11 protein-coding genes are annotated in these 12,780 nt (G+C 64.9%); 6 read left to right on the top strand and 5 right to left on the bottom strand.

Annotated elements, in window-relative coordinates; translation table 11 throughout:
- Nucleotides 1-69: 69 nt before the first annotated feature.
- Entirely contained in the window at nucleotides 70-1,029 is a 960-nt protein-coding gene (locus tag LDH74_RS00115) for a formyltetrahydrofolate deformylase (protein WP_226040607.1), read from the bottom strand.
- 526 nt (nucleotides 1,030-1,555) lie between these two features.
- On the opposite strand from LDH74_RS00115, the gene LDH74_RS00110 reads away from it, so the two are divergent.
- The 4 genes from LDH74_RS00110 to LDH74_RS00095 all read left to right on the top strand — a co-directional run bounded on the left by LDH74_RS00110 (nucleotide 1,556) and on the right by LDH74_RS00095 (nucleotide 6,376).
- Complete coding sequence (locus LDH74_RS00110) at nucleotides 1,556-1,870, top strand: HalOD1 output domain-containing protein (RefSeq protein ID WP_226040606.1); 315 nt, start codon at nucleotides 1,556-1,558, stop codon at nucleotides 1,868-1,870.
- A 157-nt stretch (nucleotides 1,871-2,027) separates the two neighbouring features.
- Nucleotides 2,028-2,279 carry a phosphoribosylformylglycinamidine synthase subunit PurS gene (purS, locus tag LDH74_RS00105; protein WP_226040605.1) on the top strand — a complete coding sequence of 84 codons (252 nt, stop codon included), beginning with the start codon at nucleotides 2,028-2,030 and terminating at the stop codon, nucleotides 2,277-2,279.
- 118 nt (nucleotides 2,280-2,397) lie between these two features.
- Nucleotides 2,398-3,078, top strand: a complete 681-nt coding sequence (gene purQ / locus LDH74_RS00100; protein WP_226040604.1) for a phosphoribosylformylglycinamidine synthase I — start codon at nucleotides 2,398-2,400, stop codon at nucleotides 3,076-3,078.
- A gap of 130 nt (nucleotides 3,079-3,208) precedes the next feature.
- Nucleotides 3,209-6,376: a PAS domain S-box protein gene (locus LDH74_RS00095; RefSeq protein ID WP_226040603.1), complete on the top strand. Its 3,168-nt coding sequence runs from the start codon at nucleotides 3,209-3,211 to the stop codon at nucleotides 6,374-6,376.
- A 3-nt stretch (nucleotides 6,377-6,379) separates the two neighbouring features.
- On the opposite strand, the gene LDH74_RS00090 is transcribed toward LDH74_RS00095, so the two are convergent.
- Both LDH74_RS00090 and LDH74_RS00085 read right to left on the bottom strand, forming a co-directional pair.
- Complete coding sequence (locus LDH74_RS00090) at nucleotides 6,380-6,544, bottom strand: hypothetical protein (RefSeq protein ID WP_226040602.1); 165 nt, start codon at nucleotides 6,542-6,544, stop codon at nucleotides 6,380-6,382.
- A gap of 87 nt (nucleotides 6,545-6,631) precedes the next feature.
- Nucleotides 6,632-7,732, bottom strand: coding sequence for an archaeosine biosynthesis radical SAM protein RaSEA (locus LDH74_RS00085; protein ID WP_226040601.1), 1,101 nt, complete (start codon nucleotides 7,730-7,732; stop codon nucleotides 6,632-6,634).
- 183 nt (nucleotides 7,733-7,915) lie between these two features.
- On the opposite strand from LDH74_RS00085, the gene tgtA reads away from it, so the two are divergent.
- Nucleotides 7,916-9,400 carry a tRNA guanosine(15) transglycosylase TgtA gene (gene tgtA, locus LDH74_RS00080; protein WP_226040600.1) on the top strand — a complete coding sequence of 495 codons (1,485 nt, stop codon included), beginning with the start codon at nucleotides 7,916-7,918 and terminating at the stop codon, nucleotides 9,398-9,400.
- Between the two features lie 359 nt (nucleotides 9,401-9,759).
- Here tgtA and LDH74_RS00075 read toward each other — a convergent pair whose 3' ends face one another.
- On the bottom strand, nucleotides 9,760-10,083 hold the full coding sequence (locus LDH74_RS00075; protein ID WP_226042578.1) for a HalOD1 output domain-containing protein: 324 nt from the start codon (nucleotides 10,081-10,083) through the stop codon (nucleotides 9,760-9,762).
- A 168-nt stretch (nucleotides 10,084-10,251) separates the two neighbouring features.
- Here LDH74_RS00075 and LDH74_RS00070 point away from each other — a divergent pair, with 168 nt between their 5' ends.
- Nucleotides 10,252-10,608 carry an RNA-binding protein gene (locus LDH74_RS00070; RefSeq protein WP_226040599.1) on the top strand — a complete coding sequence of 119 codons (357 nt, stop codon included), beginning with the start codon at nucleotides 10,252-10,254 and terminating at the stop codon, nucleotides 10,606-10,608.
- 104 nt (nucleotides 10,609-10,712) lie between these two features.
- On the opposite strand, the gene LDH74_RS00065 is transcribed toward LDH74_RS00070, so the two are convergent.
- Nucleotides 10,713-12,722 (bottom strand): hypothetical protein, encoded by a 2,010-nt coding sequence (locus LDH74_RS00065; protein ID WP_226040598.1) that lies wholly within the window; start codon nucleotides 12,720-12,722, stop codon nucleotides 10,713-10,715.
- Nucleotides 12,723-12,780: the final 58 nt, after the last annotated feature.

Here is a 12,780-nt window from a genome sequence, read left to right as displayed (position 1 = left end):
CCAGTCACCGAGAGCCGTCTGGAAGTTCGACGCACTGACGGACGGCCGGCGGGTATGCCGTTCGTTCAACTACTGATCCTTCGCGACCACGCTACCGATCCCGTCGACCGGTCGGTCGGGCGTGAACTCCTCGATCTCGTCGGGGAGACCGAGCTGGTAGTCGGTACCGTTCTCTCGAACCGACGTTCGGCCGCGGTGGACCGAGACGTCGCCGTTCAGGTGAAGCTGGACGGCCTCGAGCAGGGCGTCGGCCTCGAGGGGCTGGCCGCGGCGTTTCATCTCCTCGAGGTCGGCGTCGTCGGGGACGTCGAACGCGCGCTGGGTGATGATCGGCCCCTGATCGAGGTCGGTCGTCACGTAGTGGCCGGTGACGCCCGCGACGCGGACGCCCTCCTCGACGGCCTGTCGGTAGGCTTCCGCGCCGGGGAACGCCGGCAGCAGCGAGGGGTGGACGTTGATGATTCGATCCTCGTAGCGGAAGACGACGTTCGGGCTGAGAATCCGCATGTATCGCGCGAGCACGATCAGATCGACGTCGTACTCAGCGAGGAGTTCGAGCAACTGGTCTTCGTTTTGCTGGCCGCCCTCGTCGCCGATATCGTGGAACGGCACGTCGTAGTGCTCGGCCAGCGGCTGAAGGTCGTCGTGGTTGCCGATGACGACGCCGATGTCCGCACCGAGTTCGTCGTTGGCCCACGCCTCGAACAGCGCCTCGAGGCAGTGGCTCTCCTTCGTGACGAGGACGGCGATCTGCTGGTTCTCGCGGTCGGCGGGGAATCGGACCTGCACGTCGAGTCCGAGGTCGTCGCCGAGGTCGTGGAGGTCGTCCCGAAGCGTCTCCTCCGTACAGACCATGTCGGCGGTGTCGACGGCGAGATACATCCGGAAGACGTCGTCGCGAACCGCCTGATCGAGGTCCTCGATGTTGATCCCGCGCTCGAACAGGAGGCTGGTCACCCGGGCGATAAGCCCGGTGTCGTCGTCTCCGATCACCGTGATCTCAGTTACGTCGGTCGTCACCGCTGCCACCTCCGCTCGAGCGAGTGTCGCGTCATCACGACGAAACTCAGTCCACGAGCGGCTAAAAGTCCTGCTTTCCGTGGAGGTCCGTGAGAATCGCCCGCGAGGCGGGCTTCGGATGGCACGATCGTTTCTGGAATGATGCGGAGAGTCCGTGAAGCTGACGGTCGATTCGATTGCGGACAGTGTGGTAGCGAAGTGTCGACAGCAGGCCCCGATCGTCATGTCATCAGCACGTCAACAACTGATTCCGCCCGCTCGAGAGCTAAAACGGCTGCTCAACGCGTATCAGCGGCCGGTCATCGCACCGGTTCATCGACGGACGACTCGCCGCGGGAGGCACAGTTTTCGGTCACGAGACCGCGTTCGTCAGACGTATGACGGACGGTCACTGTCAGTCCCTCACCCGTCTCCTGAATTCGTTTATTTTGTCGTACAACTCCCTGTAACATGTCTGACAGGGTTTTATGCCGGTTACTGTGGAACGATTTTCCAGTCACTCACAGTGACAGTCGCCAGCCGAAGGGTGAACACAATGACGGTAACACCACACGATCACGGCCAATCACGTATCGATCGCGACCGGGAGACGGCGTTCGTCTCACACGACTGGACGGGAACCGACTCGCTTACCAACACGATCGTCTCGACGGTCGCGGAGCTCTCGGAAATCGACCCGACGGAGGTCGAACGACTCTACGACCGGATCAACCCGGAAAGCCTCGAGACGCTCTTCCAGCCGACGAACGGAACCGCGGGTCGCAACACCGGACAGGTATCGTTCCAGTTGGACGCGTACACGGTCACCGTTCACGCGACGGGAGACATCGTCGTCGCGCGAATAACGTAACTCGGCCGTCGGGCGACTACCATCGGCCGCCGGGCGACTGCCGACCGGAAACCGGCGACGCGGCCCGTCCGCCCTCATCGGTTCACCGGTATCCACGAACGTGCATTACGGGGCCAAGGCGAAAGCGTTTTTGAGCACGGTTACGGGGTATCAGATAATGACCGCCTACACCGCGACGGTAACGGTTCGACTCAAACGGGGCGTTCTCGATCCCGAGGCCGAGACCACGAAGCGAGCCCTCGAGCGGCTGGGCTTCGAACTCGAGGAGCTGCGGGCGGCCGACCGGTTCGAGGTCGACCTCGAGGCCGATTCGGCGGACGGCGCGCGCGACCGAGCGGACGAGATGGCCGAACGGCTGCTTGCGAACCCGACGATCCACGATTACGACGTGGAGGTCGACGAGCGGTAGATGACCGTCGCATATACACTGATCGAAACCGTCTGTCGCAACCCCACGGGGTGGCGACTGTGACGGTTTCGATCACGACGACCGAGTCCGTCGGCCGAAACACCGGGGGGTGTCGCCTGTGACGGTCTCGATCGTCCGCTTCGGCGGCTCGAACTGCGACCGCGACGCCGAACGCGCCCTCGCACACCTCGAGATCGACGCCGAAATCGTCTGGCACGAGGACGGGCTCCCCGAGGACGCGACGGGGATCGTCCTTCCGGGCGGGTTCTCCTACGGCGACTACCTCCGCGCGGGGGCGATGGCGGCCCGCTCGCCGATCATGGCCGAGGTCCGCGAGGCCGCGGCCGAGGGGGTTCCCGTGCTCGGCGTCTGCAACGGCGCACAGATCGGGTGCGAGACCGGTCTGACCGAAGGTGCGTTTACGACCAACGAGAGCGCCCGCTTCCAGTGCGAGCACGTCTACCTACGCGTCGAGCGCGACGACACGCCCTGGACCGCCGCCTACGACGAGGGCGAGGTCATCGAGGTTCCCATCGCCCACGGCGAGGGGCGCTACGAAATCGACGACGATCGGCTGGCCGAACTCGAGGACGAGAGACGGATTCTCTTCCGGTACTGCGACGAAAACGGCGAAACGGGCCCCGACGTGAACCCGAACGGGTCCAAGCACAACGTCGCCGGCATCCTCGGCGAGCGCGAGTCCGTCGCGGTGTTGATGCCCCACCCCGAGCGCGCGACCCTTCCCGACGTCGGTCCGACCGACGGGCAGGGAGTCCTTCGCGGTTTCGAATCTCCCTAACACGGTAGAGATCCACTGAGGCATCTCTTTTCGAGAGCTACACCGAAGATAGCGGCCGACGACTCAGAATCTGAGTCGAGTCGAACAGTAATAGTGTCGGCGTTCGTTAGAGTCGACTGGAATACAGGGAATGGGACAGGATAGCCGACCGAGCGCCCGCATTATCGGCGCTACTGCCGATGCGGGAGCCGCCGTCGACCGCGCCCTCGAGGAGCGCGGCGTCGCGACCGAAACTGTTCGGTCGGCCGACGCGCGTCTGGCGCGCCTCGAGAGCGTCGACTGCGTCGTGATCGCCGGATCGGCCCGCGACGCTGACCCCGTCGAGTGCTGTCGGGCGATCCGAGAGCGGTCCGACGTGCCGATCGTCGTTTTTCCCGCCGACGGCAGCGAAGCGCTCGCGGGCGCGGTCGTCGCCGCGGGAGCCGACGGCTACGTCCCTCGCGATCAGGGCGTCGACACGCTCGTGACGCGACTGGAAGCGGTGCTCGACGACCGGTCGTCGGCCACCGACGCGGTCGATACCCACACGCCGGAGCCGGCGGAGGACCCCTCGAGCCGCCTCGAACTACTCGTCGAGCAGTCGCCGCTCGCGATCGTCGAGTGGAATCTCGCGTTCGAAGTCCGCAGCTGGAACCCCGCGGCGACCGAACTATTCGGCTACACCGCCGACGAGGCGAGGGGCGAATCGGCAATGGATCTGCTCGTTCGGGACGACGAACGTCAAGAGGTACTCGAGTACTGGGACGCCCTCACCAGCGGCGACGCCGACGGACTGCCGTCCCGACGAGTGAATCGCAACGTCGACAGGGACGGGACGCCGATAACCTGCGAGTGGGTCAATACGCCGCTCGTCGAGAACGGGGAAATCGTCGGCGTCCTCTCCTTCGGACAGGACATTACCGCGGAGCGCAAGCGCGCGAACGCGCTCGAGTCGCTTCAGGAGACCACTCACGAGCTGCTGCGAGCGGAGTCAACCGACGAAATAGCCGACATCGTGATAACGGCGACCGAGGACGTGATCGATCGGTCCCTGGCCGCGATCAGGTTCTACGACGAGGAGACGGAGACGCTCGAACTCGCCGGGACGACGGCGGCGCTCGACGAGTCCACCGACGACATCTCGACGATCGGCCCGGAGTATACCACCCTCTGGGACGCCTACACCGACGGCGAGCCGGTTGTCGTCGACACCGTCTCGACGGGCCGCATCCCGTACGACATCGAGGCCAGCGTCGGAAACGCGGTCATCCAGCCGCTCGGCGAGCACGGGCTATTGACCGTCGCGTCGTCGGGCGACGACGAACTCGACGACGCGGAGAGACACCTCATTCAGGTCCTCGCCACGACCGCCGAAGCGACGCTCGATCGGGCGGCGCGCCAACGAGAACTCGAGCGGACGAAGACGGTCGTCGAGACGGTCGGCGACTGCGTCTACCAGCTCGATAGCGAGGGGTATCTGGTCACCGTCAACGAGACGATGATGGGCGTGACCGGCTACGACCGCGACGAACTGATCGGCGAACACGTCTCGATGATCCTCACGGACGCGAGTATCGAGCGCGGCAGACGACACGCTCGGGCGCTCCTGTCCGACGATTCCCGACGCGTCGCGACCTACGAGGTCACGCTGACTGGCCCCGACGACGAGCGGATCCCGAGCGAGGTTAACATGGCGCTGTTGCGCTCCGACGGCGAGATCGAGGGGACGGTCGGGATCGCACGCGATATCAGCGACCGCAAACGCATGGAACGGAAACTCGTCGATCGCAAGGCGAAGATCGAGGGCCTCCACGGCGTCGCCTCCCGGCTCGACGACTGCGAGAGCCACGCGCAGATATACGACCTGACCGTCGAAGCGGCCGAAGACGTCCTCGACTTCGACGCCTGCTGCGTCGCGCTGGCTCGAGGGGAGTCCCTCGTTCCGGAGGCGGTTTCGTCGACCCTCGAGATCGACCTCGACGCGACGATACCGATCGACGACGACCTCGCAGGGCGGTGCTATCGGACGCGACAGCCCGTTCGAGTCGAGAGGATCGACGCGGATCACGACTCGATCCGGAACGGCGACGACTGCCAGTCCGCCCTGAGCGTTCCGATCGGTGACCGCGGCGTGTTTCTGGCCGGTTCGACGGAACCCGACGCGTTCACGCCGGCCGACGAGGAACTGGCGGAACTGTTACTCTCCCACGTCACCGACGCGCTCGATCGAATCGCGTTCGAGGAGCGTCTCCGGGCGGAGCGCGACCGATTCGCGGCGCTGTTCGAAAACGTCCCCGACGGCGTCGTCAGCGTTACACAGCTCGAGGACGGCCCCGTGGTCGAGGAAGTCAATCCGTCGTTCGAGCGGATCTTCGGCTACGACGAGGATGACCTCGTCGGGAATCCGCTCGATCAGTACGTCGTTCCGACCGATAGAACGGCCGACGCCGACACGCTCAATCGCCGCGGAAGCCGGGGTGAGATCGGCGACGCCGAGGTTAAACGGCGGACCGCGAACGGGCTACGTGACTTCCGGCTTCGCGTCGTTCCGATGGAGATGGACGGGTCGTCGGATCGCGCCTTCGGACTCTACACCGACATTACCGCCCAGAAACAGCGGGAGAAACGCCTCGAGATCCTCAATCGCGTTCTCCGCCACGACCTGCGCAACGGGATGAACATCATCAACGGCTGCGCCGAGATGCTCCCCGACACCATCGCCGACGGGAACCGCGAGTACGTCGAGACCATCCGAAATCGTGCGAGCGAACTCACTGGCCTCGCGGAGAAGACTCGCGCCGTCGAACGGGTACTCGACCGCGAGGAGGTCCCGGCCGGACCGATCGACCTCTCCGCGGCCGTCGAACGAGCGGCCGACCGCCTCGAGCGCGCCCACGAAGTGGATATCGACTGCTCGCTGCCGGACCGAACGTTCGCCCGAGCCGACGAGTACCTTCAGACGGCCGTCTTCCAGATCCTGGAAAACGCCGTCGAGCACAGCGATCGGGCGCGGCCGACGATCGACGTAACGCTCCGGGATCGATCGGACGACGAGATCGTGACCGTGTCCATCGCCGACGACGGTCCTGGCATGCCGGACGAGGAGCGAGAACTGCTCGAGGGCGACCGGGAGATTACGCAGCTTCGCCACGGGAGCGGCCTCGGGCTCTGGCTGGTCAACTGGATCGTCAGACAGGCCGGCGGGCGGCTCTCCTTCGCGGACAACGACCCCCGCGGCACCGTCGTCACGCTCGAGGTGCCCCGCGCCGACACGGAAGCAGTTCGAGCGTCAGTGGACGAACCGGCGACCGGCGATTAGAGCTCAGCGCCCCCATTCGTAGAACCACCAGCTAACACCGAGTAGCATGAGCCCCGCGCCCAGCGCGGAGGTCGCGGGCTCGGGAAAGACGAACAGGAGGAATCCGACGAGTATCAACAGCGCGGGCTCGAGTTCGTTCCAGTAGTCAGAAAACGACGGGAGTGCCATGCGGAACGGTACCGGGACTGCGGTCAAATAAGTGCGGCCGGCTTCTACAACCAGAAGCCATCGAGTCGGCAGCTATCGGTGGTTTCGCTATCGAGTCAGCGGCTGATTGAAGCTCCGTTCGCGCTCGATGACGGTCTCCCAGGTCAGTTCGCACTCGCAGGAGACCTGCTCGAAGACCGACGGATCCTGCCGCAGGTCGAAGTCCTTGATCGCCTTCTGGACGCGGTCGTCGCACTCCGTGCAGTTGTGCGGGCCGCGATCGGAGCCGTGGCCCACGGGGTCGGAGACGACGATGGCGTCGACATCAGCCGTTTCCTCAAGTACGTGTGCCACCGACCAGAGCCACGGCGGGCGGTACCCGTCGTTGAAGTAGAGGTCGTCGACCATCGTGTAGCGCTGGACGTTACACGGGTTCATCGAGACGGTGTGACAGCCGTCGACGTCCGCACAGCGTTCGATCGAGGAGATCATGTCCGCCACCGCTTCGGACTCGGTGAGGAAGGGCGGCTTCATCAGGAGGTAGGCCTTGATCCCGGCCGCCGTGTCGCCGCCAGCGTTCTCGTCTGCAACGGCGGCTTCCGCACAGGCGTCCTCGAAGTCCGCGAAGTCGAAATACTTGTTCACGCAGTCGTGGCGCACGCGGTCGGTGGCCGTCTCGAGGCCGATCGCGATGTCCGTATCGATGCCGTGCCGGGTGAAGTCGCCGATCTTCTCGCGGTCGACGAAATCGGGCAGGGACTCGAGGACGATGCGCTCGCGGTCGGCGAAGGTGTCGGCGATCGCTCGGCGGCTCTCCGCGCCGACCTCGCGCTCGTCGAGGAAGGACCCGGAGGTGTAGATTTTGATCAGGTCGGCCGGCTCCTCGGCGTTGTCTTCCTCGTGTTCCAGACAGATATCGATCTGATCCATCAGGGCGTCGTGTCTCACGGAGCCGCCGTCGACGCTCTCGGCGACGTAGCCACACATCGTACAGCCGCCGGCGCGGGCCCACCGGCAGCCGCCGGTGTTGAGAATGATCGTCAGACTCGTCTTGACGCCGTCGGGAGTGTTGTCCTCGTCGAGCCAGACGCGCGTGGGCTCGTGGGGATCGTAGCTGGCCTCCTTGCGAGAGCGGATCTCCCGCATCGCCTGATTGTGGGCGTCCATGCCCTTGCCCTGCTCGTAGACTTCGGGCGTGGGTTTACTCATTAGGGGACGAAAGCGGCCCGCAGCGTAAAGCGCCTTCGTCTCCCCTCCTCACTGATCACGGGATCGTTCTCGGCTATCTTCGTCTCGAAAGCCTCGCGCAAACGGTTCGGAACGAGTCGTGCCGCTCCGGTCAGCCAGGTGAAAACCGTCACGACTTACGTCCGACGGTCCAACCCAGGGTCAATGCGCGAGTGCTTCGAAGTCCGGGATACCGACGCCGGCGGTCGTATCGGGGAACTCACCGTCCCCCGTGCCGACGTCACCGTCGAAACCCCGGCGCTGCTGCCGGTGATCAATCCGAATCTGGATACGATCAGCCCTCGCCGGCTCGCCACGGAGTTCGGCGCGGAAATCCTGATCACGAACTCATACATCATCCACGGCGACGATACCCTTCACGAACGCGCCCTCGAGAAGGGCCTGCACGAACTTCTGGACTTCCCGGGCGCGATCATGACTGACTCCGGCTCCTTTCAGCTGTCGGAATACGGCGAGATCGACGTGACGACCGAGGAAATCCTCGCCTTTCAGCGCGAGATCGGCTCCGATATCGCCACGCCGGTCGACATCCCGACTCCGCCGGACGTCCCCCACGAACGGGCCGACGCAGACCTCGAGACGACGCAGGAGCGACTCGAGATCGCCGAGGCCGCCGACACGGGCGAGATGCTCGTCAGCGCGCCGGTCCAGGGGTCGACCTATCCGGACCTCCGCGAGCGTGCCGGTCGACACGCCGACGGGACCGATCTCGACGTGTTCCCGGTCGGCGCGGTCGTCCCCCTTATGAACGACTACCGCTACGACGACATGATCGACGTCGTCGCCGCCGCCAAACGCGGGCTGGGAGCCGACGCGCCGGTCCACCTCTTCGGTGCCGGTCACCCCATGATGTTCGCGCTCGCCGTCGCGATGGGCTGTGACCTGTTCGACTCGGCGGCCTACGCGCTCTACGCCCGCGACGACCGCTATCTGACGGTTCGGGGAACCCGTCACCTCGCGGACCTCGAGTACCTCCCCTGTTCCTGTGCCGTCTGTACCGAGTACTCGCCCGACGAACTCCGCGCGCTCCCCGACGACGAACGCGAGTCGGAACTGGCCGCGCACAACCTCCACGTCACCTTCGCCGAGATCCGCCGGATCAAGGAGGCGATCCGCGCCGGAAACCTGCTCGAACTCGTCGAGCAGCGCGCCCGCGCCCACCCGACGATGCTCGACGGCTATCGCACGCTGCTCGATCACGCCGCCCAGCTCGAGCGCTCGGATCCCGTCTCGAAGGGGTCGTTTTTCTACACCTCCCACGAGAGCGCGCGCCGGCCCGAGGTCGTCCGCCACCACGAGCGCCTCGAGCGGCTGTCCGTCCCCGACTCCCTGTTGCTCACGGAGGGGGATTCCCCGCGAAGCGACGAGTTCGACGATGCCTGGCGCGTCGAGCCGCCGTTCGGTCCCTTCCCGCGGGCGCTCTCGAGGAGCTACCCGCTCACCGCGGAAGTCCCCGAGCGGACCGATCGGGCGGCGCTCGAGGCCGCGGCCGACGGCGTCGCTCGGCTCGTCGAGGTGAATCCGGACGCTGCGGTCACGCTCGCGCATCGGGGATGGCCCGCGGGCGTCCTCGAGCGCGTTCCCGACTCTGTCGATTTCGTCGATCTCCGGGGTAACGACGGCCGGTGACGACGGTTTCCCACTGCCGAACTCGCGTCGCCACGGCCGACGCGCGCAGCGTCAGTCGTCGTTCGGTTGATCGGCATCGCTCGAGGCGAGCCGACGAGCAGCGAGAACCGCACCGCCGGCCGTGCCGACAAGGGTACTGAAGGCACCGGATTCGGCGCTTCGTCCGCTCCGGTAGCCGATTCGTTTCCGCTCGGATCGGTTTCGGATTCGTTTTCGCTACCGTTCGGTCGGTCACTCGAGCCGAGCGCACCGCTCGAATCGAATCACGCTGCGGGTCGAATGTATTCCAGTCGGGCGGATTCCAGTACGAAGTGAAATCGTCGTCCGGCAGTCGGACGCGGGGTGACCGACAACTCGAGTTACGCGCCGGTGGGGGTCCCGCGGTCGGATCCGGCCGTGATTGATTCGGCGGCCGGCGAGCCATCGACCGAAATCGTGACGTCGTCGGTGCAGTCCACGGTGATCGCGTGGCCATCGTATGTGAACTCGAGACGACCACGTCGGGGGCCGTTGCGTCGCGTCGGCTCGAAGAGGGCGTCCAGCGAATCGGGGTCGATCCACTCGTAGAGGGGTGGCAACTCGATCGGATCTACCTTCCGGTGCGCTGCAACCGCGCGAATGACGGCGATATGTAATGGCTCGCTGCTGCCGTCACCGGTCGATCCGCTGAATGAGAAGGTCACGACGTATTCGAACGGACGGGGAGGTAAAAGGGCAGCGGCGATTCGAGAGCCGTACTCGACCGTCGCACCGTCGGCGAAAAGCGTTTCCGACCCGCGGTGATCGATCCCGGTCACCGACGCGCCGTCGGAATCGGAACACGGAAGCCCCACGCGCCGGCCCGTTTCAGTATGCTCGATCAAGCGGTGCTCGGTATCGGCCTGCTCGTCGTCCTCGTGTTCGGCTCGTGGGTATTCAAACGGATCCGCGGTGGCTCCGCGGACGAGCGGCGATCCCGGGACCGTCACAGAGCGGCCCAGAAGCGCGACCCACCGGTTGAGATCGGCGACGTCGAGAGCGTCGCTATCAGCGAATTTACCGACCACCACTCCGGCGAGCGACAGGCGGTCGGCAAAATAGAAGGGTTCGTCGTCTTCGTCGAGGACGTCCCCGGCGGCTGCGAGCCGACCGACGTGATCCGGATCAAGATCCTCTCGTTCAACCGCGGGCACACGTCGGCGACCGCGACGTTCCTCGAGACCGTTTAGCCGCGTCTCGCCGTCCGAACGATCGTCCGATCGCACACCCGGCGCTGCTGTCGGGTGCTGGTACCGACGTCGCCAAAAGAACGGTCGCACCGATCGCCGATGCGTTACGCTCGCCGTCGGAGCACGAGCGCCGTTAGCAGCCCGGCGATCGACGCGAGTCCGATTCCGATTCCGAAGCCGGGAACGCTATCGGAACCGTCGTCTTCGTCCTCGTCACCGCTTTCCGCCGTGTTTTCGTCGTCCTGGGTCTCGAGGAACTCGCTCATTTCCTCGGTCTCGATCGCGGGGAGGTCGTCGTCCCACTCGCCGGCTCGGTGGACGGTGGTCTCGGAATCGACCACACTGAACTGCTCGAGATCGGATTTCGTCGCCGACGCGGTGTCGACCTCGCCCATGTCGTCGACGTAGACGTACATCGACGCCGTCTCTCCGTCCTGTTCGGTCGCGATCCCGCTGATAGCCATGCTCTCGCTGACCGTCTCGGTGAGCGTGCTCATGTCGTCGAACCGCGCCCCGCCTTCGACGCGCACCGTGCCGTCGTCGATACCCGCGTCGACGCGGAGGACCTCGAGTTCGGATTCTGCCAGCGCCGAAACGAACTGATCGGCTTCCGGGGACGTCGGCGACATCGGTCCGGTCTGGGCCGATTGCGCCCAGTTTTTGACCGCCTGACTGGCCAGATCCTCGGCCCCGAGTTCGAACTCGCCGTCGATCGCGAGCTGGTCGCCGTCGGTTTCGGCCGACAGGTCGAACGTAACGTCGTTCGGGGGTTCGACGCCTCGAGACTCGAGTTCGTCGATGTAAGCGTCCCAGTTTTCGGTGTCGCTCGTCAGTGAGGCGTCGAGCGTCATCTCGTCGGACGACGTCTGTTCGATCGAGCCGTCCCAGTCGAGATTCATCTCGAGAGCAGCCGCTTGCTGGGCTTCGAAGGCCGTCCGTGCGTTCTCGAGGTCCTCCGCCGGGAGCTGGTCGTTCGTGCTGGTCGCTTCCGCCAGATCGAGCAGTTCGACCGTCAGCTCGTCGTAGTTTGCGATCGCGACATCCCATTCGACGGCCGTCGAGCTACCGCGTTCGTCGATCATGAACTCGAGCGTCTCGATATCGACGTCGGTGACGCTGGTCGCGATCGCCTGCGCCTCCGATCGACTCAGATCCATCGTCGGATCGCTCGCCAGCTGATCCGTGAGTCGCTCTTCGATGCCGCCGTCGACACCCGTGTACTCGACGGTGAATTCGATGTCGAGCCGGTGTTCGCCGTTCGATCTCTCCTCGAAATCGTGTTTCGTGACGTCGATCTCACTGGACCCGCCCAACAACGCGGCGTAGACGCCATAGTTCCGCCAGAGCGTCCGTTCGGCCTGTTCCTGTGTCGACCACTGATCGGCCGACGTGGCGTCGACGGTTATCTCCCGTGCGACGTCGACCTCGTAGCCGTCGCTCGTCTCCTGCAGCGAGACGTCGAGATACTCGTCGGCCCCGTCGGCACCCGACGCTTCGGACGAGTCGACCGAGACGCTCCCGCTCGTCTCGAGTCGGTCTGCAGTTGCAGTGACGTGACCGTTCGTACTGACCGCTCCGGTCGTCGTTGCTTCGCTGTCGAACGTGCCGGACGCGGAGCCCTCGAACTCGTTCGTCTCTTCGGAGACTTCGCCGGAGACGTCGAGTTCGAAGTTCTCGAGGTCGTCGGGTTGCTGCATGACCATCGAACCGCTCCCGGAGAGCCCCTGCTTATCGAGGATCGTCGAGAAATTCGCCGACTCGAGTTCGTCGTCGGGGTTCTCGACGTCGTCGACCACCAGCACGTGGACCAGTCCTTCGCTGACGTCCATCCCCACCTCGAGCGTGTCGACGTTCGTTTCATCGTCATAGCGAAGGACGGCGCTGCCGTTCTCCCCGAGATAGATCTCGTCGGCCGAACCGAGTTGCGATTCGGCTTGCGAGATCGAGTCGTACGATTCGAACTCTGGCTCCGGCTCGGTCGCTTCGACGGTCGTCGTCATTCCCCCGAAGACGATCGGCAGTCCGATCGTCGCTACCCCAACGACTGCGACCAGGAACACGGCCAGAAACGCTCTGAACCCGTCCGTCGATCGCAGTTTTGTTTCCGATGACATATAGGGTGACCTCCAACTGCAAGAGCATAAAGATTAATTTTCCCAACTATCCTGCAAT

The organism is Natrinema sp. DC36, from assembly GCF_020405225.1.
Taxonomy (GTDB): Archaea; Halobacteriota; Halobacteria; order Halobacteriales; family Natrialbaceae; genus Natrinema.
Note: the sequence above shows the minus strand (reverse complement) of the source record. Positions and strands in the feature narration are given on the sequence as shown.

Excerpts from the sequence above, each read along its gene's own strand:
- LDH74_RS00110 (WP_226040606.1), top strand. The coding sequence starts at position 1,556 with ATGACGGTAACACCACACGATCACGGCCAATCACGTATCGATCGCGAC.
- purS (WP_226040605.1), top strand. The coding sequence starts at position 2,028 with ATGACCGCCTACACCGCGACGGTAACGGTTCGACTCAAACGGGGCGTT.
- LDH74_RS00095 (WP_226040603.1), top strand. The coding sequence starts at position 3,209 with ATGGGACAGGATAGCCGACCGAGCGCCCGCATTATCGGCGCTACTGCC.
- LDH74_RS00090 (WP_226040602.1), bottom strand. The coding sequence starts at position 6,544 with ATGGCACTCCCGTCGTTTTCTGACTACTGGAACGAACTCGAGCCCGCG.
- LDH74_RS00085 (WP_226040601.1), bottom strand. The coding sequence starts at position 7,732 with ATGAGTAAACCCACGCCCGAAGTCTACGAGCAGGGCAAGGGCATGGAC.
- tgtA (WP_226040600.1), top strand. The coding sequence starts at position 7,916 with ATGCGCGAGTGCTTCGAAGTCCGGGATACCGACGCCGGCGGTCGTATC.
- LDH74_RS00070 (WP_226040599.1), top strand. The coding sequence starts at position 10,252 with ATGCTCGATCAAGCGGTGCTCGGTATCGGCCTGCTCGTCGTCCTCGTG.
- LDH74_RS00065 (WP_226040598.1), bottom strand. The coding sequence starts at position 12,722 with ATGTCATCGGAAACAAAACTGCGATCGACGGACGGGTTCAGAGCGTTT.